Genomic DNA, 25,988 nt, shown 5'->3' with positions numbered 1-25,988 from the left:
CTGAATCTCCTCAATCGGACGAAATGGGGCGCGCGGCGGCGGATGGTTTGGCGGCTGCGGCGTGGTGGGTGGACGCGTCGCCGGTGCGGGCCGGCGCGGGGTTTTTGCCGTGGAACGGCGCTTTCTTCAGGGCAAGGCGCAACGCTTGCCAGTGAATTCTCGCGACGACGCCCACGGTCAGGAGCGGCTGACGCAGCAGCGCGGCGCACGCGGCCGCGCGCGTGAGCGGCGTCAGGCGGCCGCCGAGCGCGGTGCGAATCAGCAGACCGTCGGCGTCGTGATAGTCGATGGAGACCGACGCGCCACCGGGCGCTTCAGTGACGCGAAAGGTGTAGCCGCCTTCCACACGGCAAAACGGCGACACGTGCAGCACTTTGCGGCACATGAGCCGCGTGCTTGCCGTGATCGGCGCGTTGCCGCTTGCACTGAGCAGATAGCTGTGGCGCTCGCCGAACGTGTTGCGCACTTCGGCCAGCAGCGCGCGCAGTTGGCCGTCGCGGTCGTGGCAATGCCAGAAACTGACCGGATTGAACGCGTAGCCAAACACGCGCGGGAAAGCTTGCAGCCAGATCCGGCCGTTCGCTTCTTCAATGCCCGCGGCACGTAGTTGCTCGCGCATCCATGTGGCGAGGTCGCTGCCGTCGCGCGGACCGTGGTCGCGTCGATACAGGCTGAGCGGCCGCCAGCGGTCGATGCCGAACCACCCGCTGTCGAGCGAGGCCAGCCGATCCAGGTCGCATCGCACGTAAAACACCGGATAGGTGAAGCGATGATGTTTTGGACGCAGACGTTCGTGCATCACCTTGCCGGTCAGAAGCCAGGCTGCTGGATCTGCGCCGGCTTTGTCGGTCGACGGTTTCATAGCCTGGCCCATGCCGGCGATGCGTCGAAATCGGCCGCGACGCGCAGCGCCGATTTCAGACCATCCTCGTGAAAACCGTAACCCGTCCATGCGCCCGCGAACCACGTGCGGCGCTTGCCTTGCAACGATGGCAGACGATGCTGCGCGTCGATGGCGGCCAGATCGAACAGCGGATGATCGTAGACGAAGCGGCGCAGTTCGGTGCCCGGCGCCGGCTGGGTCACCGGGTTGAGCGTGACGACGAGCGGCGTCCTGAACGGCAGCGGCTGTAATTGATTGACCAGATAACTGACGCACACCGGATGCGTGCCGTCGGCACTGCGGCTGCCAAGATAATTCCACGCCGACCACACGCGCTGACGACGCGGCAGCAGATTCGTATCCGTATGCAGCACCGCGACGTTCGGTTGATAGCGCACGGCGGCGAGCACGCCGCGCTCGTCCTGATCGGCGTCTTGCAGGAGGCGCAGCGTGGTCGGTGCGTGAGTCGCGAGCACCAGCGCGTCGAAGCGCTCGCTGCCGTGGTCAGTGAACACGTCGACGCCGTCGGTGTCGCGCCGCACGCCGCGCACCGCTGTGCCGATGCGGACGTCGTCCAGCGTGCTGGTTATACGCTTCACATACTCGCGGCCGCCGCCGACCACGGTCCGCCACTGCGGCCGGCGATTCACTTGCAGCAGTGCGTGGTTCAGACAGAAGCGCAGGAAAGTCGTGGCCGGGAACGCGAGGATATCGGCGGTAGCGCTCGACCAGATCGCGGCGGCCATCGGCAGCAAATACTGTCGCTGGAACGCGCCGCCGTAGCCGCCTTCCGTCAGCAGCTCACCCATCGACGCGCGCGTTGCAATCGCCAGTTCGAGGTTGCGTTGCGCGCTGCCGTTAAACCGCATGATGTCGCGCAGCATGCCGATGAAGGTCGGCGAAAACAGGTTGCGGCGCTGCGCGAACACAGTGTTCAGACTGGTGCCGGCCCATTCGAGACGGCCTTCGTCGAGCGAAACGGAGAAGGTCATGTCGCTCGGATGCGATTGCACGCCGAGTTCGGCGAATAGCGCGATCAGGTTCGGATAGGTGCGGTCGTTGAACACCAGGAAACCGGTGTCGACGGGATGCGTGTGGCCGTCGAGCGTGACGTCCACGGTATTGGTGTGGCCGCCCAGGTACGCCGCCGATTCGAACAGCGTGACCCGATGGTGGCGCGCCAGCAGATACGCGCTGGCCAAACCCGAGATGCCGGCGCCGATGACCGCGACCCGCGAGCCGCGCGGTAGTGGTGAGGTCGGTGCGGAATGGGGCATGGGCGCGTCTCCTTGAGCTGGGGACACGCGTTGAATTCAAGAGGTGTGACGAGGGTTGCGGTCCTTGAGGGGATTTACGCAGCGCGGATCTGTTTGGATGCAGCAAGCGGGCATTGCGGTGACGCTGGCAGGTGACTGCTCTGTTCGACGACCGGTCCGAGCTCGCTTTGCGTCAAAACAAAAACCCCGCAGAACGTTCGCTCTGCGGGGTTTTTAAATTTGGCGGAAAGGGTGGGATTCGAACCCACGGTACGGGAAAACCGTACGCCTGATTTCGAGTCAGGTACATTCGACCACTCTGCCACCTTTCCGGGTCTACTGAATCGCCGTGACTACCGCCTCATCAGTACCAAGCGGGTCGATTGCTTGGGAGAAAAAGATTATAAAACAGCCTATTTCGGTTTGCCAAGCCCCTCGACCCAAAAAAACTTCAGAAGCGCCTGGCACGCCGTACCCGTCTTGACGCAACATCAGCAGAGGATCGACGCAATTACGATCCCGTCGCTGATGGAGCCGCTCATCCAGCCGCGACTTCCAGCCGTTCAATGCCGCCCAGATACGGACGCAACGCCGCCGGCACGGTGACCGAACCATCGGCGTTCTGGAAGTTCTCGAGCACCGCCACGAGCGTACGGCCCACGGCCAGACCCGAGCCGTTCAGCGTGTGCACCAGTTCCGGCTTGCCCTGCGCATTGCGATAACGCGCCTGCATGCGGCGAGCCTGGAACGATTCCGTGTTCGAGCAGCTCGAGATTTCGCGATACGTGTTCTGCGCCGGCACCCACACTTCCAGGTCGTACGTCTTGGCCGCCGAGAAGCCCATGTCGCCCGTGCACAGCGTGATCACGCGGTACGGCAGTTCCAGCTTCTGCAGAATCGTCTCAGCGTGGCCGACCATTTCTTCCAGCGCGGCGTACGACGTTTCCGGCGCGACGATCTGCACCATCTCGACCTTGTCGAATTGATGCTGGCGGATCAGACCGCGCGTGTCGCGGCCGTACGAGCCCGCTTCCGAGCGGAAGCACGGCGAATGCGCGGTCAGCTTGATCGGCAACGCGTCCGCTTCGAGGATGCTGTCGCGCACCGTGTTCGTCAGCGAAATCTCCGACGTGGAGATCAGATACTGCGTGACCGTGTTCTCATCGCCGCCCTTCTCGACGCGGAACATGTCGTCGGCGAACTTGGGCAGTTGGCCGGTGCCGTACAGAATTTCCGGATTCACGATGTACGGCGTGTAGACCTCCGTATAGCCGTGCTGCTGCGTGTGCGTGTCGATCATGAACTGCGCGAGCGCGCGATGCAGCCGCGCAATCTGGCCGCGCAACATCGTGAAACGCGCGCCCGAGAGCTTCGCGCCGGTCTCGAAGTCGAGGCCGAGCGGCGTGCCGACATCGACGTGATCCTTCACCTCGAAATCGAACTGGCGCGGCGTGCCCCAGCGGCGCACTTCGACGTTGCCGGTTTCGTCCTTGCCCATCGGCACGCTTTCATGCGGCAGATTCGGCACGCCTTGCAGCAGTTCCGACAAACGCTTCTGGATATCGTCGAGCTTAGCCGCCGACGCCTTCATCTCGTCGCCGATACCGCCCACTTCGGCCATCACCGCCGAGGTGTCCTCGCCCTTGCCTTTCATCGCGCCGATCTGCTTCGAGAGGCTATTGCGGCGCGCCTGCATCTCTTCGGTACGGGTCTGGGTCTCGCGGCGTTCCGCTTCGAGCGCGGCGAAGGCCGCCACGTCGAGGGTATAGCCGCGGTCGGCGAGGCGTTTGGCGACGCCGTCGAGGTCTTTGCGCAGCAGCTGAATGTCGAGCATGGGATGGGGCGGGTATTCGTTGTATGAAGGTGGGATTTTAGCGCACCGGCGTGGGCGGCCGGTGCGTTAGATGGCCGGCGTGTGTGGAATGCCGACATGGCGCGCGCTTAGGCGGGCAGCGACGCATGAAACAAGGCATGCATCGAAGCACAACGCTAAGCGCCAAACGACGCGCACAGCCGCGCGCGAAACAAACGCCGCAGCGAGGCGCGACAACACGCGCGAAGCGAGCCGCAGCGCAAGAGGCGCCGCCAAGCCTAACCCTTCTTCGGCTTGTTCTCGCTGCGCCACTGCGCGTCGAGCTCCGCCAGACGCGCCATCTTGTCGCCAATCTTGCCTTCGAGACCACGCGGCGTCGGCTCGTACCAATGCGGATCGCGCATGTTGTCCGGCAGATACGTTTCGCCGGCCGCGTAGGCATCGGGTTCGTCGTGCGCGTAGCGATACTCGTGACCGTAGCCGAGTTCCTTCATCAGCTTGGTCGGCGCGTTGCGCAGATGCACCGGCACGCCGCGCGATTGATCCTTGCTCACGAAGCGCCGCGCCTCGTTATACGCGTTGTATCCCGCGTTCGACTTCGGCGCGACCGCCAGATAGATGATCGCCTGCGCCAATGCCAGTTCGCCCTCGGGCGTGCCCAGGCGCTCATAGGTTTCGGCGGCATCTAGCGCGATGCGCGCGGCGCGCGGATCGGCGAGGCCGATGTCTTCCCACGCCATGCGCACGATGCGGCGCGCCAGGTAACGCGGGTCCGCGCCACCGTCGAGCATGCGGCAGAACCAGTACAGCGCCCCGTCCGGGCTGCTGCCGCGCACCGATTTATGCAGCGCGCTGATCTGGTCGTAAAATGCGTCGCCGCCTTTATCGAAGCGGCGCAGATTTTCGGCCAGCGCGCTGCCGAGCAACGCGCCGTCGATCTCGGTGGTCTTTTGCTGCGAAGCCGCCCGCGCGACGATTTCGAGGTTGTTCAACAGCTTGCGGCCGTCGCCGTCGGCGGAACCGATCAGCGCGTCGCGGGCTTCGTCGGTGAACGTGAGGCCGCCGAGTTCCTGCTGCGCGCGCTCGAGCAACTCGCGCTGCTCGTCGTCGGTGAGGCTTTTCAGCACGTAGACGGCGGCACGCGAGAGCAATGCGCTGTTCACCTCGAACGACGGATTTTCGGTCGTCGCGCCGACGAACACGAACAGCCCCGACTCGACGTGCGGCAAGAACGCGTCTTGCTGGCTCTTGTTGAAGCGATGCACTTCGTCGACAAACACGAGCGTCTGATGCCCGTTCGCGCGATGAATCTGCGCGGTCTCGACCGCCTCGCGGATATCCTTCACGCCCGAGAGCACCGCGGAGAGCGCGATAAACTCCGCGTGAAACGCATCGGCCATGAGCCGGGCGAGCGTGGTTTTACCGACGCCGGGCGGGCCCCAGAGGATCATTGAATGGGCTTCGCCGGATTCGAACGCGACCCGCAGCGGCTTGTTCGGGCCGAGCAGGTGCTTCTGGCCGATCACTTCGTCGATATTGCGGGGCCGCAGGCGTTCGGCGAGCGGAACATTGGCACGGGTTTCTTCAAACATGACGTTTTGGGGATAATCTCGGCTTTTCCGGACGCGGTCCGTGTTAAGGCGGCGTACAGCCGGTGAGCCACGCCAGCACGTGAAAGTGCGGGCAACGTCCTGCATTATGACAGTGACGGCGCCCGGGCAAGAATCGCCCGGCGTCTGGACAAAGGACGCGCGGCGCGCGGGGAACAACTCAGGCGGCCCGCCAGGCCGAATCGGGTAACCGGTGAAGCAATTGGACGATCGAGCGGACATGGCAGGCAACGCATGACCTAACCGCGGAAATAACAGCAGACGCAAACGTCGGCGCAGTTTGCGCAGCCAGATTGGCAAACGAGTCGGCAAGCACTATCAACAGGGACAAGACCAGATGGCACAAGATCCACTCGCCGGCGATGCCGGTTCCACCTACGCACCGCTCACGCCGGTGCCCGACGCGCGTCGCGCGTTCCGCACCGGCGACGCGTTCGCGCTCTGGTTCTCGCTCGGCATCGGCCTGCTGGTTGCGCAAGCGGGCGCGCTGCTAGTGCCGGGATTGTCGCTGCCGCATGCGCTGCTGGCCATCGCGATCGGCAGCGTGATCGGCGTCGTGCTGCTGGCGCTGGCCGGCGTGATCGGCACGGATACGGGGCTCGCGGCCATGTCGTCACTGCGGCCGACGCTCGGCGTGCGCGGCGCGTCGGTGCCCGCCGTGCTGAACGCGGTGCAACTGGTCGGCTGGGGCTCGTTCGAGGTGATCGTAATGCGCGATTCCGCCGACGCCCTCGCCAAGCAGGCCTTCGGCCTCTCCATGCCGCTCATCTGGACGGTGATCTTCGGCTTACTCGCGACGCTGCTCGCGATCAGCGGCCCGCTCTCGTTCGTGCGGCGCTTTCTGCGTACGTGGGGCATCTGGCTGCTGCTCGCGGGCGCGGCGTGGCTCACCTGGAATCTGCTCGCCAAGCACGATCTGAACGCGTTGATGCAGCGTCCGGGCACGGGCGAGATGTCGTTTGGCGGCGCGATCGATCTGGTAGTGGCCATGCCGCTGTCGTGGCTGCCGCTGATCGCCGACTACACGCGTTTCGGCCGCAAGCCCGGCGAAACCTTCCGCGGCACGCTGATCGGTTACGGCATCGCCAACATCTGGTTTTACGCACTCGGCGCGGTCTACGGCCTCGCGGCGGGCGGCGGCGACGCGCTGTTGACCGGCGCATTGGCGCAAGCCGGCGGCGGCCTCGCGCTGCTGCTGATCCTGATCGATGAAGTCGACAACGCCTTCGCGGACATCCACTCGGCCGCGGTGTCGACCGGCACGTTCTGGACGCGCGGCAGCGTGCCCATTTTGTCGGCGGCGTTCGGCGCGCTGTGCACGCTGATCGCCCTTGCCGTGCCGATGGCAAAGTATCAGAACTTCCTGCTGCTGATCGGCTCGGTATTCGCGCCGCTGTTCGGCGTGGTGCTGGTGGATCACTTCATCGTGCGCAAGCGTCGTATCGAAGCCGCCGCGCTCGCCGACGTGCGCGGCCGTTATGGCTTCTCAGGCGGCTGGCATCTGAGCGCGTTCCTTGCGTGGGCGATTGGTATCGTCGCGTATCAGGTGATCAATCAATGGCTGCCGAATCTCGGCGCGACCTTGCCCGCGTTGGTGATCGGCGCGGTGTGTTATCTGGTGTTCGTGACGGCGCGCAAGACCGCGTATGCCTGAGGCTCAATTGAGCTGAGCGTCAACGTCACATAAACACAAAAAGGCCTGCAAATGCAGGCCTTTTCTTATCGCTCAAATCGTTTTAGCGCGTGGACGCCCGATACTCGACACCCGGCAGCACGCACAGCAATTCGAACGCGAGATTCGCGCCGAGCAGCGCGGTCGTGCCGAACGGATCGTAAGGCGGCGCGACCTCGACCAGATCGCAGCCGACGATATTCAGACCACGCGAGCCGCGAATGATTTCCAACGCCTGCGGCACCGTCAAGCCGGCGATTTCCGGCGTGCCCGTGCCCGGCGCAAAAGCCGGATCGATCCCGTCGATGTCGAACGTGATGTACACCGGGCCGTCGCCCATGCGCTCGCGAATACGCGCCATCAACGGCACGAGCGACTGGTTCCAGCAAGCCTCGGCCTGCACGACTTCAAAACCCTGATCGCGGCACCAGTCGAAGTCTTCGGCTGCGTAGCCCGTGCCGCGCAAACCGATCTGCACGACACGGTCGCAATCGAGCAAGCCCTCTTCCACCGCGCGGCGGAACGGCGTGCCGTGCGCGATCTTCTCGCCCATCATGGTGTCGTTGACGTCGGCGTGCGCGTCGACGTGAATCAGGCCGACCTTGCCGTGCTTGCGATGAATCGCGCGCAGGATCGGCAGCGCGATGGTGTGATCGCCGCCCAGCGTGATCGGCTTGCAATCGTGTTGAAGAATTTCGTCGTACGCGGTTTCGATGCGCTTGATGGAATCGTGCAGGTTGTACGGATTGATCGCGACGTCGCCGAGGTCGGCCACGCGCAGCGAATCGAACGGCGCGGCGCGCGTCGCCATGTTGTACGGGCGCAGCAGCACGGATTCACTGCGGATCTGGCGCGGTCCGAAGCGCGCGCCGGTCCGGTTCGAGGTGCCGAGATCGAACGGCACGCCGACGAAACAGGCGTCGAAGCCTTCGGCCGAGCCGACGTTCGGCAGCCGCATCATCGTCGCGATGCCGCCGCAGCGGGGCATGGCGTTGCCGGACAGCGGTTGCGGCCGTTCGCCGGCTTCTGGGGAAATGAAGGAAGAAGTATTCATCGTGTCTCGGCAATGAAAAGAGGGGCAGCAAGCAAAATCGTGCAGACCGGCCGAGGGGAAGCATCAGAAGCGCACCTTGCCGGGCGAATCTCGATTCTTGAGCAGTTTCCCAGAAGTTAAAATACCGACGGAATAAACTTCACATTGATCTTCAGCGATGTATCCTGACGCATGTTCTCCCAACTCACCGATCTCGACCTGCGGCTGATCCGCGTATTTCTCGCCATTGTCGATGCGGGCGGCGTCTCGCCGGCCCAAGCAACGCTCAACGTCGGCCAGTCGACCATCAGCACGCAACTCGCCACGCTGGAAACCCGCCTCGGCTACCGGCTGTGCGAACGTGGCCGCGGCGGCTTCAGCCTGACGGCGCGCGGCGAGCAGTTCATCGACGCGGCGCGCGCCCTGCTGTCGGCCGTCGATACCTTCGGCATGCAGGCGCGCAACGTCGGCCGCAAGCTGGTCGGCACGCTCGATATCGGAATGATAGGCCACACACCGGTGTCGGCGAGCGCGCGTATCAGCGACGCGATCGGCCGGTTCCGGGCGCGCGATCAGTCGGTGCGGTTTTCGATTCTGGTGCGCTCGCCGGGCGAACTGGAGGAGTTGCTGCTGAACGGGCGGATTCAGATCGGCATCGGCTATTTCTGGCATCGCGTGCCGTCGCTCGAATATACCGAGGTGTTCGCGGAAGACCAGTTCGCGTATTGCGCGAAAGGTCACCCGCTGTTCGCACAAGCGGGCGATGTCCCGCCCGCCGAAGCCGCGCAGCACGAATGGGCGTGGCGCAGTTATCCGCTACCCGAAGCCGAAAGTTCGACCACGCCGCAGAACGTCACCGCCGTCGCGGACAACATGGAAGCGGTCGCAATGCTGGTGCTCTCCGGGCATCACCTCGGCTATCTGCCGGGGCATTTCGCGGCGCCGTTCGTCAAGCAAGGGCTGCTCGCCGCGCTGAATCCTGCGCAGATGCGTTACCGCGTCGCGTTTCATATGGTCACGCGGGCGCGGCAGCATCGAACGGATATCGTCGAAGCGTTTATCGACGATATGAAGGCCGCGCATCCGGTGCAGGTGCTGGAAGTGGACGAATAGTGGACAACTCACGCGCGCAATGAAAAAGCCGCGCTCACGGCGCGGCTTCTGTGCCAATCGCATTCCAACTGCGTAACGGCTTATCCGTTGATCACGTCCGCGCCCTTCGGCACCGTGAACTTGAACGCATCGGCCGGCAGCGGCGGATTCTTCTGAATGTTCGAGAAGGTCAGCAGCGTCACGTTGCCGAACACGTCGTGCAATTCCATCGCTTCGAGATTGCCGTCCTTGAAGCCGATGCCCACGCGCTGGAACTGCGTGTCTTTCGCCTTCGGCGTAAGTTCGAGCCAGTCGATGCCCGCTTTCACACCCGCGTCGCGCAGCGTGAAGTTCTTGTCGAGATCGTTGCTGCCAAACAGGATCGCGGCCGGGCTCGCGCCGAGTGCGCCGCCGAGGCTGCGCACCGTCACCTGATTCAGATCCTTGTCATAGACGTAGAGCTTGTCGCCGTCTGCTTGCAGCAACTGGGCATACGGTTTCTCGTATTGCCAGATGAACTTTCCGGGACGCGCGAACGTGAAGGTGCCGCTCGACGTGCCGGTTTTGCCCGCCCCCTGGGTCGACAACGTGCCGCTCGCGCCTTGCGCCTTGCTCGGCGCCCGCACTTCCTGCTGGACGAAGGTGCCGCGCGCCGAATGCACTTGCGCGACGAACGCCTTCAGTTGCTCGGTGCCGCTGGCGAACGCCTGCGACGCGAACAGCACCGACGCGCCGATCGCCACGCTGCCTACCCCACGCACCAAGGTGCGGGCAAGCTGGCCGATTCGGCCGGGTTGAGCATTCTCTCGAGCGTACTTCTGCGCGAATAGCTGCATGTAGTTTTCTCCCTTGATTGAATTCGTTGAGCGGTCGTGACCGCTTGCTTGCGCATTGGGCAATGTCTGCGTGCCCATATTGGCGAGGGATCGCAGCAGTCCCAGCGAGCGCGCTACCCATCGGCGCTGTACTCAGGCGCACCATGAACAGCTTAGCCAGCCCGCCTTAAACGAGCCTTAGGGTAGCGACCGGCCTTTTAACGCCACAAGGCATGGCTCGCCAAATGTGCCTTTCGACGGCGGTGGCAATGCCTCAACGCCACAGAGCGTGGCGTGGCTTGCCTTCGGTTGCGGTAAAGAAGCGTCCACGTCTCGCAGCCGACAGCGCACTCGCCGCCGCGCTGCGAACTCGCTGCCCTTCGTTCTATTCCGCTTCCCGCGCCGGCGCCAGAATCTCGCGATTGCCGTTCGACGACATCGCCGACACCACGCCCGAGTTTTCCATCTGCTCGAGCAGGCGGGCCGCGCGGTTATAGCCGATGCGCAAATGCCGTTGCACCAGCGAGATCGACGCACGGCGATTCTTCAGCACCACATCGACCGCCTGGTCGTATAACGGGTCCGACTCGCCGTCACCCGATCCGGTTCCTCCGGCGCCCGCGGAGCCTTCGTCGCCCTCGCCCGTCACGCCGCCTTCGAGAATGCCCTCGATGTAGTTCGGCTCGCCCTGTTCCTTGAGTTTGTCGACGACGCGGTGCACTTCCTCGTCCGACACGAACGCGCCGTGCACGCGCACCGGCAAGCCGCTGCCCGGCGGCAGATACAGCATGTCACCCATGCCGAGCAGCGACTCCGCGCCCTGCTGGTCGAGAATCGTGCGCGAGTCGATCTTGGACGACACCTGGAAAGCCATCCGCGTTGGCACGTTGGCCTTGATGAGGCCGGTGATCACATCCACCGACGGACGCTGCGTCGCGAGAATCAGGTGAATGCCGGCCGCACGCGCTTTCTGTGCGATCCGCGCGATCAACTCTTCCACCTTCTTGCCGACCACCATCATCAGGTCGGCCAGTTCGTCGATCACCACGACGATGTTCGGCAGACGCGTGAGCGGCTCCGGATCGTCTGGCGTGAGGCTGAACGGATTCGGCAGTTTTTCTTCCCGTTTGGCGGCTTCGTCGATCTTGTTGTTGTAGCCGGCGAGGTTACGAACGCCGAGCTTGCTCATGAGTTTGTAGCGGCGTTCCATCTCGGCCACCGCCCAGTTGAGCGCGTGACCGGCCTGGCGCATGTCCGTCACCACCGGACACAGCAGATGCGGAATGCCTTCGTACACGCTCATTTCGAGCATCTTCGGATCGATCAGGATCATGCGGACCTGCTCCGCGCTCGCCTTGTAGAGCAGCGACAGGATCATCGCGTTGATACCGACCGACTTGCCCGAGCCCGTCGTACCCGCCACCAGCAAGTGCGGCATCTTCGCGAGATCGGCGCACACCGGCTTGCCGCCGATGTCTTTACCGAGGCCCATGGTGAGCGGCGACGCCGCATCCGCATAAACCGCCGAGCCAAGAATCTCGGAGAGACTCACGGTCTGACGACGCTGGTTCGGCAATTCCAGCGCCATGAAATTCTTGCCCGGAATGGTTTCGACCACGCGAATCGACACGAGCGACAGCGAACGCGCGAGGTCCTTGGCAAGACCCACGATCTGGCTGCCCTTCACGCCGGTAGCCGGCTCGATCTCATAACGCGTGACCACTGGGCCGGGATACGCCGCGACCACGCTCACTTCGACGCCGAAGTCCTTGAGCTTTTTCTCGATCAGCCGCGAGGTGAATTCCAGCGTATCCGCCGAGATGGTTTCCTGCGCGGCGGGCGCGGCATCGAGCAGCGAAATAGGCGGCAAGGTGGAATCGCCCGGCAGGTCTGTGAAGAGCGGCACTTGCCGCTCCTTCTCGACGCGCTCCGACTTGGCCGGCGTGACGACCGGCGGCACGATCATGACCGGCTCGTGTTCCTCGATCCGCACGCGGCCCTTCTCGACCTTGCCCTCGCGCTTGACCGCAGCCGCTTCGCCCAGCTTGCGGTCACGGTCGGCCTCACGGCGCAGCTTGGCAAACGTCACCGCGGAGATGATCGATTCGCCGACCTTCTCCGACACCGAAAGCCACGAAAAACGGAAATACAGCGACAAACCGATACCGAGCACGATCAAAAGCGCCAGCGTGCCGCCCGTGAAACCCAGTGCATGCGACACGCCGCGCGCAACCGCCTCGCCGATCACGCCGCCCGGCGCGCGTGGCAACTGCACTTTCAGCGACCACATGCGCAGTGCTTCGATGCCGTCGCAGGCCAGCAGGACCAGCATGAAAGCGAACGCGTCGGCAAGCCAGCTTTCGCGCGGCGCGTCTTCCTGCTCTTCCTCGTGACGGGTGATGCGCTTGTAGTTCGCGGAGATATGGCGGCCGAGCAGCACGATCCACCAGTAGGCGGACAGGCCGAACAGCAGCAGCAGAATGTCGGACGTCCACGCGCCGACGCGGCCCGCCCAGTTGGCGATATGGTCGACCTGCGCGGCATGGGTCCAACTCGGATCGCGGCGGCTGTAGCTGACGAGCGCCATGAGCAGGAAAACGCCAAGCGCCACCTGCAGGATCCAGCGGATTTCGGTGAAAAGGCGCGACATGCGGTGCGGCAATGCCTGCGCGCTCGCGGAATAGGGAGCTTTTGCCATTGATCCTGTTGCGTGTGTGCCCGGTGTTTGCCCGACCCCGGCCTGAGTCGTGGTCAAGCCTCGCCCAGCGCGGCTTCGGGCCCGATCCCGGCTTCCGGGAACTTCGATCCGGGCTATTGTAAACGCAGTGTCCCGCGCGAGGCTGTAAATGACGGTAACTTGGCCGTTTGGCCACAGAAAGGCGTTGCGCGGCCCGTCGCCGACGCTATCGGCGTGATCGGAAAGCTTCATGGAGCAGGCCGGCGCCTCGCCCTTTATAATGACGCGCTGATACCCATCTACAGTTTCAGCTCAAGTCGCGCGGCCTCGCATGGGCGAGCCGGGCGCCGTAAAAGGATTCGATCATGCCTGCAACTTCCACGAAACACGCCAAGGTTCTGATTCTCGGTTCCGGTCCCGCCGGCTACACGGCCGCGGTGTACGCGGCGCGCGCCAACCTTGCGCCGGTGCTCGTCACGGGTCTGGCTCAAGGCGGTCAGCTCATGACCACGACCGACGTCGAAAACTGGCCGGCGGACCCCAACGGCGTGCAAGGCCCGGAACTGATGACGCGCTTCCTGGAGCACGCCGAGCGCTTCAACACCGAAATCATTTTCGACCACATCCATACGGCCAAGCTGGATGAGAAGCCGATTCGCCTGATCGGCGACTCGGGCGAATACACCTGCGACTCGCTGATCATCTCGACCGGCGCATCGGCGCAGTATCTCGGCCTGCCGTCGGAAGAAGCGTTCATGGGCAAGGGCGTGTCGGCTTGCGCCACCTGCGACGGCTTCTTCTACAAGCAACAACATGTGGCCGTGATCGGCGGCGGCAATACCGCGGTCGAGGAAGCGCTCTATCTGTCCGGCATCGCCAGGAAGGTGACGGTGATCCATCGCCGCGACAAGTTCCGCGCCGAGCCGATCCTGATCGACCGTTTGCTGGCGAAGGAAAAGGAAGGCCTGGTCGAGATCAAGTGGGACAGCACGCTCGACGAAGTCACCGGCGACCAGTCCGGCGTAACCGGTCTGCGTATCAAGAACACGAAAACGGGTGCCACCGAAGACATCGCGCTGCAAGGTATTTTCGTCGCGATCGGCCATAAGCCGAACACGGACATTTTCGCGGGCCAACTGGAGATGAAGAACGGCTACATCATCACCAAGGGCGGCCTGAACGGTTTTGCTACGGCGACCAGCGTAGCCGGCGTGTTCGCTGCGGGCGACGTGCAGGATCACGTGTACCGTCAGGCAATCACCAGCGCCGGCACGGGTTGTATGGCCGCGCTCGACGCGCAACGCTATCTGGAAACCATCGACGAGATGGCCGGCGAGCACGCAATGAGCCAGGAAGCCGAGCGTTAATCGCCCGCGCCAGACTGCGATCCGGAGCGCGACGGTAAAATGGCGGCTGGGCATGGCCCGGCCGCCAGCTTGAAAGAAGGCCGCGGCTGCCAAGCCGGCGGCCTTTTTGCATTCCGGTCTTCCGGTCGCAAGAAAACCATCGCGCGACCGACCTACTTTTTTCTGCGTGTCTCACCCCATATGCCGAAGAACCAGCCCCATCCGAGCGAACCGAAGCGCGCGCGCGCCGTCGCGCGGCCCGCGCCCGAACCGGCTGCTCCCACCGACAAACCGAGGCTCGATCCGGCGGCCGGCCTCGCCGGCCTCGGCGCATTGCGTGACGCGCTCAAAGTCGACACGCAACGGCGCGAACGCGAACGGGTAGCTGCCGCTGCCGCGCAGCGCGAAGCCTCGGCAGACGCCGATCTGTTCCGCCGCGAGATCGGCGCGGTTGCACCGCTGGCCGTGCCGCCGCGCGCCACGCTGCCGCGCAATCCTCCGCCGCCGCTCCCGGTGCAAACCAAACTCGACGAAGAAGCCGTGCTCCACGAAGCGATCTCCGACGAGTTCGACCCGGAAATCCTCCTCGAAACCGACGAGACGCTGTCCTACTGCCGCCCCGGCATGAGTCAGGAAGTCGTGCGCAAACTGCGGCGCGGCGACTGGATCGTGCAGGCGCAAATCGACCTGCACGGCATGCGGCGCGAGGAGGCGCGCGAGGCGCTGGCGGAGTTCATCCGCGAGTCGGTGAAGCGCGGCTTGCGGTGTTTGCGCGTGATTCACGGCAAGGGCCTGGGATCGATCGGCAAGGAACCGGTACTGAAGGGCAAAGTTCGCGCGTGGCTCGTGCAGAAGTCCGAGGTCATCGCGTTCTGTCAGGCGCGTCCGCATGACGGCGGCGCCGGCGCGGTGGTCGTGCTGTTGCAGCCTGGCGCACTGCCGGCTCACCCCAAAGCCTGACGGAGCCACAGTGATCCATCCGAGGCTTACCCTCGCGCTGACCATCATGGAGGCGCTGGCGATTTTCGCGTACGCCATTTCCGGTTTCATCGAAGCCAGAACCCGCCGGCTCGACGCCGTGGGCACGTTTCTGGTCGCGATCGCCACGGCCTTCGGCGGCGGCACGTTGCGCGACGTGCTGCTGGAGCGACGGCCCTTCTACTGGGTCGAGCATCAAGGTTATCTGATCGCGATCTTCGTGATGTCGCTGTTCGCGCCGACTCTTCTGAAAATGACCTCGCGGCTCTTTTCCGAGCGGGTTCTGCTGGTGGCGGATGCGATCGGGCTGGGGCTGTTCAGCATAGGAGGCACGTCGATCGCGCACGATGCGCAAATGCCGTGGTTCACCTCGGTGATGATGGGCGTGCTGACGGGCGTTTTCGGCGGCGTGATCCGCGATGTGTTGTGCAACGAAGTGCCGCTGATCCTGCGCGACTCGCGGCCGTACGCCACGTGTGCGTTCGTGGGCTGCTGGCTGTATGTGCTGCTGGATTACATCGAATTCGACACGGTCTATAGCGTGCTGATCGCCACCGCCTTCATCCTGCTCGCACGGCTCCTGACATTCCGGTTCAATGTGCGCTTGCCGCATTGACCATATGAAACGCCAAACGGCGGCGCATTGCCCTCTGACAGGCAACGCGCCGCCGGCTCATTCGAACTACTTGTTGGTCGCCAGCGCGCCCGCGCTCTTTGAGCCGCCGAATAGCGCCGTCAGATAGGCCGAGTTGTTGTTCATGGTCGCCATCAACGTGTTCAGCGCGGTGAATTGGCTCTGATACTGCTTCGTCAATTGCGTGGCGTAGTCGCTCAGCTTGGTCTGCTGCGCGGTGACGCTTTTCAGGTCGGCGTTGAGCGCGTTGTTGCGCGTGTCGATGATGCCGCCCGTCCGCGTGAACTCGTCGATGCTCTTGTTCAGTTTGGCGCCGACGCCGTCGGTCGAGTTGAACAGCGCGGAAACTTGCGCTGGGCTGCTATTGAGCGCTGTCGTCAGTTTGGCGTTGTCGACGACCAGCGTGCCGTCCGCGGGATCGCCCTTCAGCGTGATGCCGATGTGCCCGAGGCTCACTACGGAAGTGCCCTTACCCACGCCGCCGGCGATGATCGACGCCAACGCATTCTTCACCGTCAGCAGCGTCGAGTCTCCAAGCAGTGCACCGCCCGTCTTCGACGATTTGTCGTACGAGGACAACTTGCCGATCGTGGTGACCACCGTGTTGTACAGGTTGGCGAAGTTTGTGATGGCCGTGTTCTGCGCGGTGGTGTCGGGCGCGATCGTCAGCGTTTGCGGACTGCCGACCGACGCGGCCGACAGATTCAGCGTGACGCCGTCAATCGCATCGGTCACGGCATTGTTGGCACTGCGCGCCGCGATCCCGCCGATGGTCACCAACGCGTCCTGCGCCACTTCGCTCTGACGCCACGCATTGCCGGCATCCGACGACACGATCGTGGACGCTCCGCCGTTCGCGCCGGGTGTCGAAGTCACGCCGAGGCTCGACAGGCCCGCGTCGTTCTGTACGTTGCTGGTGGCCACGTTGATCGTGTTGCCCGAGCCGGTGGTGGCCGAGCGCAGCACGAGGTGAGCGCCGCCGGTGCCGGTCACGATCGTCGCAGTCACGCCCGGATTGTTGGACGCCTTGTTGATCGCGCTGGCGATGCCGCTCAACGTGTTGTTGGTGCTGTCGATGGAGACGTCCATCGGCTTGCCGCCGACCGAGATCGTCAACGTGCCGGTGCCGAGTTTCGTCGTCGCGCCGAACGCCGCCGACGCCAGGCTCTGCGACGAGGCGATCTGCGTCACGTCGATCGCATAGCTGCCGGCCACCGCGCCGGGGCCCGCTTTCGGGTCGAGGCCCTTGCCGCTCGCGGTGGCCGCGAAGGTGGACAAGGTGGTGCCGTCCGACAGATTTTTAATCGCCGCCTGCAAGGCGGACAACGCCGAAGTGAGCGCGCCGTACGCGGACAATGTCGTGTTGTCGCTAGTCTGCCGGGCCTGCAACGACGCCGCCTGACCCGCCGTTTTGGCGTTGACGAGCACCGAGACCAAGCTCGCCACATCCATCGACGAATTGCCGGTCGAACCGCTGATAATGGATTGCGCCGCTTGCTGCACCTGGCTTTGCGCGTTGGCCGTCGCGCTATTCACCGAGGAAGTGATGCTGGACATGTGAAGCTCCCCGTACGTCGAATTTTTCGTTATTCGTTAAGCGACGTCCCGGGCTGCTTCTGTTGCGCCATTGATCCGGTCACGTCGGCGTCTCTTACAAAGTTTTCAAATGTTACACCATCTTTCTTCTTAACTTTGTGACGTTTTAACGTAGCGAATGTGGGTTAGAGGAAGCGTCGTGATTGTCGATTTGCGCGGCTCCTGCTCGTCGTGGGATAAACCGGCCGCTCCGGCCGTTCTCGTGCCACAACAATCACTAACCCTCCAAGGTGACCACGATGCCCCTGAAGCTTTACGCCCATCCCTTCTCCTCCTACTGCCAAAAGGCGTTGACCGCGCTCTACGAAAACGCCACGCCGTTCGAGTTGCGCCTGCTGGCGCACGACGACCCGGAAGTCATGGCCGAATTCGCCGCGCTGTGGCCGATCAAGCGCTTTCCGGTGCTGGTCGACGGCAGCCGGACCGTCATGGAGGCGAGCGTCATCATCGAGTATCTGGGCCTGTACCACCCCGGCCCGGTGTCGCTGCTGCCGGCCGACGCCCGCGCCGCGCTGGAAGTGCGCAGCATGGACCGCTTCTTCGACAACTACATCTCGACGCCGCAGCAAAAGATCGTCTACGACAGCATGCGTCCCGAGGCGGAGCGCGACCCGCACGCCGTCGCCGATGCGCGCGCCATGCTCGACACCGCGTACGGCTGGCTGGACAAGGTGATGGCGGAGCGCGAATGGGCCGCCGGCGACGCCTTCAGTCTCGCCGATTGCGGCGCGGCGCCGTTCCTGTTTTACGCCGACTGGACGCACGCCATCGGCCCGGCGTTCCCGCACGTGCGCGCCTACCGCAAGCGCCTGCTGGCGCGGCCGTCGTTTGCCCGCGCGGTGGACGAAGCGCGCCCGTATCGCGCGTACTTCCCACTTGGCGCGCCGGACCGTGATTAACGAGCGGCTGCGCGCTCGTGTCGCGCAAAAAGACGAGCGCCCGTGCCACGTCAACCCTAACGGTTTGCCACAACAAATTTCCCAACCTATACACTTCACTTCGAAACCTACTTCCGCCAATCAACCTTAAGGCAAAACATGGACCGTTTCGAAGCCATGGAGATATTTACGCGTGTGGTCGAGGCGAACAGCTTCACCAAAGTATCCGAGTCGCTCGACCTGCCCCGCGCCAAAGTCAGCCGTACCATCCAGGCGCTGGAGGAACACGTCGGCGTGCGTCTGCTGAATCGTTCGACGCGCCAGGTCAGCGTCACCGAAGACGGCGCGCTGTTCTACGAGCGCTGCGTGCGCATCCTCGCCGAAGTGACCGACGCCGAATCGTCGCTGTCGAACAAGCGCGAAAATCCGGCGGGCACGATCCGCGTGGATACGTCCGGCACGTTGGCGCGCGCGCTGCTGCTGCCCGCGCTCGACGATTTCTACCGGCAATACCCCGAGATCGACGTACGGCTCGGCCTCGCCGACCGCAACATCGATCTGATTCAGGACGGCGTGGATTGCGTGATCCGCATGGGCACGCCGGAAGAGTCGAGTCTCGTCGCGCGGCGGATCGGTCAGGCGCGAATCGTCACGTGCGCGTCGCCGGCGTATCTGGAGAAATACGGCGAGCCGACCACGCTCGAGGAATTGAGCGAGCACCGTGCGGTCAACTACGTGTCGGCGCGCACCGGCAGAACGTTCCCGTTCGAATACCAGGTGGATGGCGAGATCGCCAAAGTGTCGCTGAAGAGCGTACTCGCGGTGAACGACGGCTCGGTCTATATCGGTGCGGCCGCGCTCGGGCACGGCATTATTCAGCCGTCGCGCTTCATGGTCGCCGACCTGATCGCGCAAGGCGCGCTGAAGGAAATTCTCACCGGCTACACGAGCCCCGGCACGCCGCTTTCGGTGCTCTACGCGCATCGCCGCAATCTGAGTTCGCGGCTGCGTGCTTTCATTGAGTGGGTGACCGAACTGGCGCGCAACAATCCGGATCTGCGCATTACCGAGCAGTAAAACGAGGCGCGCAAAACTAAAAAACCCCATGCGTTGCGAAACGCATGGGGTTTTCTTTTCTATTGCAGCAAAACTTCGCGATCAGGCAATCCGCTCTTCGTTCGACGGGTCGAACAGCACCGCCTTCGACGTATCGAACAACAGCGTCGTGTTCGCCAGCGGCTGCGGATTCGACGCCGGGTGCACGCGGCTCACGATGCGCTTGCCGTTAACCTGCGCGAACACCAGCGTGTCCGGACCGGTCGGCTCGATCACGTCGACCTTCACTTCGATCGGCTGCAGCTTCGCGTTGTCGCCATGCGCGCCGCGCGCGTCGGTGATGCGCTCCGGACGCAGGCCGAGAATCACTTCACGGCCGACATGCGACCTCACCTTCGCCGAGTCGAACGGCAAATTCAACGCCGTGCGTGCGACACCCGTATCCAGTTCGAGCGCGACGCCCGCGCCCTGCTCGACCAGCTTGCCCTGGATGAAGTTCATCGGCGGCGCGCCGATGAAGCCGGCCACGAACAGATTCGACGGCGAGTCGTAGATTTCCTGCGGTGCGCCGAACTGCTGCACGATGCCGTCTTTCATGACCGCGATGCGGTCGCCGAGCGTCATTGCTTCGATCTGATCGTGCGTCACGTAGACGATCGTCGTGCCGAGGCGTTGATGCAGCAGCTTGATTTCCGAACGCATCTCGATACGCAGCTTCGCGTCGAGGTTTGACAGCGGTTCGTCGAACAGGAACATGACCGGATCGCGCGCCAGAGCACGGCCCATGGCCACACGCTGACGCTGGCCGCCGGACAGTTGACCCGGCTTGCGGTCGAGCAGGTGCGTGATCTGCAGCGTGTTCGACACGCGGTCGACGATCTGCGTCTGCTCGTTCTTCGGCACCTTGCGGATGTTCAGGCCGAACGAGATGTTCTCGCGCACCGTCATGGACGGATACAGCGCATACGACTGGAACACCATCGCGATATCGCGATCTTTCGGCGACAGGTTGTTCACCGTCTTGCCGTCGATCTGGATCTCGCCCTTGGTCACGGTTTCGAGGCCGGCAATCATATTGAGCAGCGTCGACTTGCCGCAGCCCGAACCGCCGACCAGAATCAGGAACTGGCCGTCTTCGATGTCGATGTTGACACCCTTCAGGACCGGCACCCCGTTCGGGTAAGTCTTGTACACGTCACGGATGGAAAGGCTTGCCATGCTGTGAATCCTCTTTGTCTCTGGTACTGCTTGAAAACGTCTTCGGGTGACGGCGGCGCTTCATGAAACGCCGCCGCGCTCGGATGGTTCAGCCTGGCGTTTAGCCCTTCACTGCGCCGGCCGTCAGACCGCGCACGAAATAGCGTCCGGCGATGATGTACACCAGCAGCGTGGGCAACGCGGCGATGATCGCGCCGGCCATGTCCACGTTGTATTCCTTCACGCCGGTCGAGGTGTTCACGAGGTTGTTCAGCGCCACCGTGATCGGCATCGAATCGACGCCGGAGAACACGATACCGAACAGGAAGTCATTCCAGATCTGCGTGAATTGCCAGATCAGGCACACCATGAAAATCGGCAGCGAGACCGGCAGCAGAATCTTCGTGAAGATCGTGAAGAAACCCGCGCCGTCGATACGCGCCGCCTTCACGAGTTCAGCCGGAATGCTGACGTAGAAGTTGCGGAAGAACATCGTGGTGAAGGCGATACCGTAGATCACGTGCACCACCACCAGGCCGGTGGTCGTGTTCGACAGGCCGAGGAAGCCTTCGAAGCGCGCCATCGGCAGCAGGATCGCCTGGAACGGAATGAAGCAGCCGACCAGGATCATCGTGAAGATCGGATCCGCGCCACGAAACCGCCAGTGCGTGAGCACATAGCCGTTGAACGCGCCGATGATCGACGAGATCAGCACGGCGGGAATCACCATCCGCACCGAGTTCATGAAGAACGGCTGCATACCGTCGCAACGCACGCCCGTGCAGGCGCCGCTCCACGCCTTGATCCACGGATCGATGGTCCAGTGGGTAGGCGGCGTGAGCAGGTTGCCCGTGCGCAGTTGATCGATGTCCTTGAACGACGTGGACAGCATCACGTACAGCGGGAACAGGAAATACAGGGCGAACAGAAACAAGGCCGCATAAATGACGGCACGGCTGATCGTCATCTTAGGCTGCATTGCGGGTGCTCCTCGATTCCAGATACATCAGCGGCACGAGCACGGCCACGACGGTGGCGAGCATCATCATCGACGATGCCGCGCCGACGCCCAGCTGCCCGCGATTGAACGAAAACGTGTACATGAAAATAGCCGGCAGCGACGAAGACGTGCCCGGACCACCCGCGGTCAACGCAACCACCAGGTCGAAGGTCTTGATCGTGATGTGGCAGAGAATCAGCAGCACGGAGAAGAACACCGGGCGCATGCTCGGAATCACGATCTTGCGATAGATGGTGGGCAAGCCCGCGCCGTCCATCTGCGCGGCCTTGAAGATTTCACCGTCCACGCCGCGCAAGCCCGCGAGGAACAGCGCCATCACGAAGCCGGTGGATTGCCAGACAGCCGCGATCACCACGCAGAAAATCGCCTTGTCCGGGTCGCCCAGCCAACTGAACGAGAAGCTCGTCCAGCCCCAGTCGTGGAACACCTTTTCGAGGCCGATGCTCGGCGTCATGATCCATTGCCACGCCGTACCCGTCACGATGAACGAGAGCGCCATCGGGTACAGGAACACGGCGCGCAGCGCGCCTTCGTTGCGGATCTGCTGATCGAGCAGGATCGCGAGGAACAAACCGAGACCGATACAGACACCAATGAACGGGATGCCGAACCAGCCAAGGTTGGCAGCCGACGTCCAGAACACATCGTTATCGAACAGTTCGCGATAACGATCCAGACCGACAAATTCATAACGTGGCATCAGTCGCGAATTGGACAGCGACAGATAGCCGGTAATGGCGATAAAGCCATACACGAAGATCAGGCTGATCACGACGCTGGGTGCGAGCACCAGCTTCGGAATCCAGCGATCGGCAAGGGCCGCCATCGGCGACGCGCGGCGGGTCACGGTGGCCGTTTTCCCGTTTCCGCTGATAGAAGCAGTCACTACTCGACTCCTGCTGAAACTGTGCCGCCGGGACCTTCACGCTGAAAAACGCGACGCCGTAACGACATAGGGGTGACTCTATGAACCAGGGTGAAGCCGCCTGCCATGCAACGAGTAAAACCCCGGCAATCAGCGACACGAAGGGCGCGCCCGACGCCCGTTGCTGAACCGCCGGGCGCGCCGCTTCGTTTGACGCAACTTACTTGGTCTTCGCTGCCTTCGCGAGCGCGGCAACTGCGCTCTTCGAATCCTGCTGCGAGTTCATGAACTTCGTGACCACGTCCGAGATCGCGCCGGCTGCTGCATCCGGTTGCGCCATGCCGTGTGCCAGCGAAGGCACATAGCCGCCCGACTTGATCGCCACTTGTTCATCCGCGTACGACTTCTTCGCGCAGTCGTCGAACTTGGCCATCGACACGCCCAGACGAACCGGGATGGACCCCTTGTTCAGGCTGAACTGTTCCTGGAACTCCGGCGACATGATCGTCTTCGCCAGCGCGAGCTGACCCGGCGTTGCCGCCTTCTGGCCTTTCTGCTGGAAGAACACGAACGAGTCGACGTTGAACGTGTAGGACTTTTCCGTGCCCGGGACAGCGGCGCAGATGTAGTCCGAGCCCGACTTCTTGCCGGCGTTGGCGAATTCGCCCTTCGCCCAGTCGCCCATGAACTGCATGCCGGCCTTGCCGTTGATGACCATAGCCGTTGCCAGGTTCCAGTCACGACCCGTGCGGCCCGCGTCGAAGTAACCCTGGATCTTGCGGACCGTGTCGAACACGCCGACCATCTTGTCCGAAGTCAGCGTCTTCTCGTCGAGGTCGACCAGCGCCTTCTTGTAGAAGTCCGCGCCTTGCGACAGCACGACGTCTTCCCACAGCGTCAGGTCTTGCCACGGCTGGCCGCCCATCGCGATCGGCTGGATGCCCGCGGCCTTCATCTTGTCGGCCACCGCGAAGAACTCAGGCCACGTGGTCGGCGCCTTGCCGCCCGCCTTGTCCAACGCTGCCTTGTTGATGTACAGCCAGTTCACGCGGTGCACCGAGAACGGCGCTGCGACGTAGTGACCGTCCGCGTGCATAATCTTGTCGATTTCCGGCGGCAGGTTCTTCTTCCAGTCGCCGGCGGCCGCGTCGATCGGCACCAGCACGCCTTGCGACGCCCAGTCCTGGATCAGCGGACCTTTGATCTGCGCAGCGCTCGGTGCGTTGCCCGAGATCACTTGCGTCTTGAGTGCCGTCATGGCAGCCGCGCCGGCGCCACCCGCAACCGCGAAGTCCTTCCACGTGTAACCCTGCTTCGTCATGTCGTCCTTGAGGACGCCGACGGCTTTCGATTCGCCGCCCGAGGTCCACCAGTGCAACACTTCGATCGACTCGGCGGCTTGCACGGCCGAGACGCCACACATCAGACCTGCGGCGCACAAAGCGCCCATGATCGCGCGAAATTTCATTGCTTATCTCCTCCAGACACCTGAACAAAAAACAAATGGCCCCTGATGTCGCCAGGGTGCTGTGGTTGGTTCAAACAGGCAAAACACTGGGCGATCGAGCACGGTCGGGCGCATGCGCGAGGCATGTGCCGGCGGACCGATGTCCGGCCGCTGGAAGCTCAAGAGATGAGTGGTTCGGGATGCAACTGACTGTCTCCTCTTTTGATTTTTGCCTGCCCGCGTCGCGCGCGGCAGACTCGAGGTACCTTGCACGTCAACCTGGTGCCGACCATTACGGAAAGCCGCTCAACTCCCCGGCTTTCCGTAATGGCCGCCGGGGCACGCTGGCACGTGCCGACACGCAATGTCCGTTAACATGCAGGGGACGCCTGCCGATTCAGGAAAACGCGCATCTTGACGCTTAGCGCACGCTTTTTTCATCGAATTAGCGCTACCTCTTGATTTGGATTGTAGTTAAACTACAATTCAGTGTCAAAAAATATTTTATCGGACTACGGTCGCGCTTTCCCTCACCTTCCGCGGCCCCAGGACATCGACGGAGACTCATGCAAACCGATTCAAGCTTCACCTTCGTTCTCTTCGGCGGCACCGGCGATCTGTCGATGCGCAAGATCCTGCCCGCACTGTTTGAAGCACACCGTGCGGGCGGCATGCTGGCCGACAGCGGCAAGATCGTTGCGGTGGCGCGGCATGCAACGGATCGCGGCGAGTACATCGAGTGGGTAAATAAGCACGTCAAACCGCATGTGTCGAAGAACGGTGTGGATGAAGCGGCATGGGCGAGCTTTCTGGAGCGCATCGAGTTCGTGAACATCGACCTCGGCAAAGCGGAAGACTTCGTGCATTTGCGCGACGCCATTCAGGACTTGCCTGGTATCCGCGTGTTCTATCTGGCAACGGGCCCGTCGCTGTTCGTGCCGATCTGCCATGCGCTGGCATCGGTCGGGCTGAACGTGAATTCGCGCATCGTGCTGGAAAAGCCGCTCGGCTACGACCTCAAGTCGTCGAATGCAATTAACGATGCGGTCGGCGAAATCTTCGCTGAAGAACAGATCTATCGGATCGACCACTACCTCGGTAAAGAGCCGGTGCAGAACCTGCTGGCGCTGCGCTTCGGCAATGCGCTGTTCGAACCGTTGTGGCGCCGTGAGTGGGTCGAAAGCATTCAGATCACGATTGCCGAAGAACTCGGCGTGGAAGCGCGCGGCGACTTCTACGACAATACCGGCGCATTGCGCGACATGGTGCAGAACCATTTGCTGCAGCTGCTTTCCATCGTTGCGATGGAACCGCCGCACTCCATGGACTCGGATTCGGTGCGTGACGAAAAGCTGCGCGTGCTGCGCGCCTTGAAGCCCATCGATCCGCGCGATATCGGCAAGGTTGCCGTGCGCGGGCAGTATCATGCGGGCGTGATCCGCGGCACTGCGGTGCCGGCGTACGCAACGGAGCCCGGCGTGAAGCCTGATAGCAGGACCGAAACGTTCGTTGCGCTGAAGGTCGAGATCGAAAACTGGCGTTGGGCCGGCGTGCCGTTTTTCCTGCGCACGGGTAAGCGCCTCGCCGATCGCGTCGCCGAGATCGTGGTGAACTTTCGTGCGGTGCCGCATTCGGCGCTCGGCGCTTCCGCGTTGCGCGCCGGCGCGAATCGTCTGGTGATCCGCCTGCAGCCGAATGAAACCATTCGCCTCTACTGTCTCGCGAAGCAACCCGGCGAAGGCATGAACCTCGCCAGCGTCCACCTCGACCTCGCGTTCGACCAGTTCTTCCGCGAAGGACAGATGGAGGCGTATCAGCGGTTGCTGCTCGACGTCATCAACGGCCGGCTCGCATTGTTTGTGCGGCGCGATGAGCAGGAAGCCGCGTGGCGCTGGGTCGAACCGATCCTGAACGAATGGAAGGCGTCGAACAAGCCGCCCAAACCGTACGCGTCGGGCACGTGGGGACCGGCTGCATCGAGCGCGATGCTCGCGCAGCACGGCACCTGCTGGCTCGAAGAAGAGAATTGAATCACGGCGGCACGTCGTATTGAATGGAATATGACATGCCGCCCGTAAGACCCACCGACGAACTGAACGGAATGGCGCCGGTATCACGA

At 63.1% G+C, this 25,988-nt stretch carries 20 protein-coding genes and 1 tRNA gene; 8 read left to right on the top strand and 13 right to left on the bottom strand.

The genetic code is table 11. From position 1 onward, the window contains the following. Positions 1–10 precede the first annotated feature (10 nt). The 5 genes from BPHYT_RS05120 to BPHYT_RS05100 form a co-directional block, all read right to left on the bottom strand. Positions 11–862: a DUF1365 domain-containing protein gene (locus BPHYT_RS05120; RefSeq protein ID WP_012432095.1), complete on the bottom strand. Its 852-nt coding sequence runs from the start codon at positions 860–862 to the stop codon at positions 11–13. Beyond that, positions 859–2,160: an NAD(P)/FAD-dependent oxidoreductase gene (locus BPHYT_RS05115; protein ID WP_012432094.1), complete on the bottom strand. Its 1,302-nt coding sequence runs from the start codon at positions 2,158–2,160 to the stop codon at positions 859–861. Before BPHYT_RS05115 ends, BPHYT_RS05120 begins: the two co-directional genes overlap by 4 nt. A gap of 220 nt (positions 2,161–2,380) precedes the next feature. After that, positions 2,381–2,471 (bottom strand) — tRNA-Ser (locus BPHYT_RS05110). A 206-nt stretch (positions 2,472–2,677) separates the two neighbouring features. Next, positions 2,678–3,973 carry a serine--tRNA ligase gene (gene serS, locus BPHYT_RS05105; protein ID WP_012432093.1) on the bottom strand — a complete coding sequence of 432 codons (1,296 nt, stop codon included), beginning with the start codon at positions 3,971–3,973 and terminating at the stop codon, positions 2,678–2,680. Positions 3,974–4,230: 257 nt separating this feature from the next. Next, on the bottom strand, positions 4,231–5,544 hold the full coding sequence (locus tag BPHYT_RS05100) for a replication-associated recombination protein A (protein ID WP_012432092.1): 1,314 nt from the start codon (positions 5,542–5,544) through the stop codon (positions 4,231–4,233). A gap of 355 nt (positions 5,545–5,899) precedes the next feature. Between BPHYT_RS05100 and cytX the strand changes: the two genes are divergently transcribed. Beyond that, a complete protein-coding gene (cytX, locus tag BPHYT_RS05095; protein WP_012432091.1) occupies positions 5,900–7,216 on the top strand; it encodes a putative hydroxymethylpyrimidine transporter CytX in 1,317 nt (438 codons plus the stop codon). Positions 7,217–7,298: 82 nt separating this feature from the next. On the opposite strand, the gene speB is transcribed toward cytX, so the two are convergent. After that, a complete protein-coding gene (speB, locus tag BPHYT_RS05090) occupies positions 7,299–8,288 on the bottom strand; it encodes an agmatinase (RefSeq protein WP_012432090.1) in 990 nt (329 codons plus the stop codon). Positions 8,289–8,459: 171 nt separating this feature from the next. Between speB and BPHYT_RS05085 the strand changes: the two genes are divergently transcribed. After that, positions 8,460–9,380: a LysR family transcriptional regulator gene (locus BPHYT_RS05085; protein WP_012432089.1), complete on the top strand. Its 921-nt coding sequence runs from the start codon at positions 8,460–8,462 to the stop codon at positions 9,378–9,380. A gap of 80 nt (positions 9,381–9,460) precedes the next feature. On the opposite strand, the gene lolA is transcribed toward BPHYT_RS05085, so the two are convergent. Both lolA and BPHYT_RS05075 read right to left on the bottom strand, forming a co-directional pair. Then, positions 9,461–10,195 carry an outer membrane lipoprotein chaperone LolA gene (gene lolA, locus BPHYT_RS05080; protein ID WP_012432088.1) on the bottom strand — a complete coding sequence of 245 codons (735 nt, stop codon included), beginning with the start codon at positions 10,193–10,195 and terminating at the stop codon, positions 9,461–9,463. A gap of 364 nt (positions 10,196–10,559) precedes the next feature. Next, entirely contained in the window at positions 10,560–12,872 is a 2,313-nt protein-coding gene (locus tag BPHYT_RS05075; protein WP_012432087.1) for a DNA translocase FtsK, read from the bottom strand. 344 nt (positions 12,873–13,216) lie between these two features. Here BPHYT_RS05075 and trxB point away from each other — a divergent pair, with 344 nt between their 5' ends. From trxB to BPHYT_RS05060, 3 genes are all read left to right on the top strand, one after another. After that, the gene (gene trxB, locus BPHYT_RS05070; protein WP_012432086.1) at positions 13,217–14,218 is read left to right on the top strand and encodes a thioredoxin-disulfide reductase; all 1,002 of its coding nucleotides are present in this window, start codon (positions 13,217–13,219) and stop codon (positions 14,216–14,218) included. Between the two features lie 180 nt (positions 14,219–14,398). Beyond that, entirely contained in the window at positions 14,399–15,157 is a 759-nt protein-coding gene (locus BPHYT_RS05065) for a Smr/MutS family protein (protein WP_041758773.1), read from the top strand. A gap of 13 nt (positions 15,158–15,170) precedes the next feature. Further along, positions 15,171–15,791 carry a trimeric intracellular cation channel family protein gene (locus BPHYT_RS05060; protein ID WP_041758771.1) on the top strand — a complete coding sequence of 207 codons (621 nt, stop codon included), beginning with the start codon at positions 15,171–15,173 and terminating at the stop codon, positions 15,789–15,791. A 66-nt stretch (positions 15,792–15,857) separates the two neighbouring features. Here BPHYT_RS05060 and fliD read toward each other — a convergent pair whose 3' ends face one another. After that, positions 15,858–17,366: a flagellar filament capping protein FliD gene (gene fliD, locus BPHYT_RS05055; RefSeq protein ID WP_012432083.1), complete on the bottom strand. Its 1,509-nt coding sequence runs from the start codon at positions 17,364–17,366 to the stop codon at positions 15,858–15,860. Between the two features lie 278 nt (positions 17,367–17,644). Here fliD and BPHYT_RS05050 point away from each other — a divergent pair, with 278 nt between their 5' ends. Both BPHYT_RS05050 and BPHYT_RS05045 read left to right on the top strand, forming a co-directional pair. Beyond that, complete coding sequence (locus tag BPHYT_RS05050; RefSeq protein ID WP_012432082.1) at positions 17,645–18,304, top strand: glutathione S-transferase family protein; 660 nt, start codon at positions 17,645–17,647, stop codon at positions 18,302–18,304. A gap of 138 nt (positions 18,305–18,442) precedes the next feature. Further along, positions 18,443–19,360 (top strand): LysR family transcriptional regulator, encoded by a 918-nt coding sequence (locus tag BPHYT_RS05045; protein WP_012432081.1) that lies wholly within the window; start codon positions 18,443–18,445, stop codon positions 19,358–19,360. Between the two features lie 81 nt (positions 19,361–19,441). Here the strand turns inward: BPHYT_RS05045 and BPHYT_RS05040 are convergent, their stop codons facing one another. From BPHYT_RS05040 to BPHYT_RS05025, 4 genes are all read right to left on the bottom strand, one after another. Next, complete coding sequence (locus BPHYT_RS05040; RefSeq protein ID WP_012432080.1) at positions 19,442–20,557, bottom strand: ABC transporter ATP-binding protein; 1,116 nt, start codon at positions 20,555–20,557, stop codon at positions 19,442–19,444. 100 nt (positions 20,558–20,657) lie between these two features. After that, complete coding sequence (locus BPHYT_RS05035; protein WP_012432079.1) at positions 20,658–21,515, bottom strand: carbohydrate ABC transporter permease; 858 nt, start codon at positions 21,513–21,515, stop codon at positions 20,658–20,660. Next, complete coding sequence (locus tag BPHYT_RS05030) at positions 21,505–22,443, bottom strand: carbohydrate ABC transporter permease (RefSeq protein ID WP_012432078.1); 939 nt, start codon at positions 22,441–22,443, stop codon at positions 21,505–21,507. The genes BPHYT_RS05035 and BPHYT_RS05030 overlap by 11 nt, the downstream gene beginning before the upstream one ends. A gap of 199 nt (positions 22,444–22,642) precedes the next feature. Beyond that, complete coding sequence (locus tag BPHYT_RS05025) at positions 22,643–23,890, bottom strand: ABC transporter substrate-binding protein (protein WP_012432077.1); 1,248 nt, start codon at positions 23,888–23,890, stop codon at positions 22,643–22,645. Between the two features lie 545 nt (positions 23,891–24,435). Here BPHYT_RS05025 and zwf point away from each other — a divergent pair. Then, positions 24,436–25,899: a glucose-6-phosphate dehydrogenase gene (gene zwf / locus BPHYT_RS05020; RefSeq protein WP_012432076.1), complete on the top strand. Its 1,464-nt coding sequence runs from the start codon at positions 24,436–24,438 to the stop codon at positions 25,897–25,899. Positions 25,900–25,988: the final 89 nt, after the last annotated feature.

Origin of the sequence: Paraburkholderia phytofirmans PsJN, assembly GCF_000020125.1 — a bacterium.
GTDB lineage: Bacteria > Pseudomonadota > Gammaproteobacteria > Burkholderiales > Burkholderiaceae > Paraburkholderia > Paraburkholderia phytofirmans.
The sequence above is the reverse complement of the archived record's forward strand: the minus strand, read 5'-3'. Positions and strand labels throughout refer to the sequence as shown.

Coding starts and splice junctions, on each gene's coding strand:
- BPHYT_RS05120 (WP_012432095.1), bottom strand. CDS start 862: ATGAAACCGTCGACCGACAAAGCCGGCGCAGATCCAGCAGCCTGGCTT.
- BPHYT_RS05115 (WP_012432094.1), bottom strand. CDS start 2,160: ATGCCCCATTCCGCACCGACCTCACCACTACCGCGCGGCTCGCGGGTC.
- serS (WP_012432093.1), bottom strand. CDS start 3,973: ATGCTCGACATTCAGCTGCTGCGCAAAGACCTCGACGGCGTCGCCAAA.
- BPHYT_RS05100 (WP_012432092.1), bottom strand. CDS start 5,544: ATGTTTGAAGAAACCCGTGCCAATGTTCCGCTCGCCGAACGCCTGCGG.
- cytX (WP_012432091.1), top strand. CDS start 5,900: ATGGCACAAGATCCACTCGCCGGCGATGCCGGTTCCACCTACGCACCG.
- speB (WP_012432090.1), bottom strand. CDS start 8,288: ATGAATACTTCTTCCTTCATTTCCCCAGAAGCCGGCGAACGGCCGCAA.
- BPHYT_RS05085 (WP_012432089.1), top strand. CDS start 8,460: ATGTTCTCCCAACTCACCGATCTCGACCTGCGGCTGATCCGCGTATTT.
- lolA (WP_012432088.1), bottom strand. CDS start 10,195: ATGCAGCTATTCGCGCAGAAGTACGCTCGAGAGAATGCTCAACCCGGC.
- BPHYT_RS05075 (WP_012432087.1), bottom strand. CDS start 12,872: ATGGCAAAAGCTCCCTATTCCGCGAGCGCGCAGGCATTGCCGCACCGC.
- trxB (WP_012432086.1), top strand. CDS start 13,217: ATGCCTGCAACTTCCACGAAACACGCCAAGGTTCTGATTCTCGGTTCC.
- BPHYT_RS05065 (WP_041758773.1), top strand. CDS start 14,399: ATGCCGAAGAACCAGCCCCATCCGAGCGAACCGAAGCGCGCGCGCGCC.
- fliD (WP_012432083.1), bottom strand. CDS start 17,366: ATGTCCAGCATCACTTCCTCGGTGAATAGCGCGACGGCCAACGCGCAA.
- BPHYT_RS05050 (WP_012432082.1), top strand. CDS start 17,645: ATGCCCCTGAAGCTTTACGCCCATCCCTTCTCCTCCTACTGCCAAAAG.
- BPHYT_RS05045 (WP_012432081.1), top strand. CDS start 18,443: ATGGACCGTTTCGAAGCCATGGAGATATTTACGCGTGTGGTCGAGGCG.
- BPHYT_RS05040 (WP_012432080.1), bottom strand. CDS start 20,557: ATGGCAAGCCTTTCCATCCGTGACGTGTACAAGACTTACCCGAACGGG.
- BPHYT_RS05035 (WP_012432079.1), bottom strand. CDS start 21,515: ATGCAGCCTAAGATGACGATCAGCCGTGCCGTCATTTATGCGGCCTTG.
- BPHYT_RS05025 (WP_012432077.1), bottom strand. CDS start 23,890: ATGAAATTTCGCGCGATCATGGGCGCTTTGTGCGCCGCAGGTCTGATG.
- zwf (WP_012432076.1), top strand. CDS start 24,436: ATGCAAACCGATTCAAGCTTCACCTTCGTTCTCTTCGGCGGCACCGGC.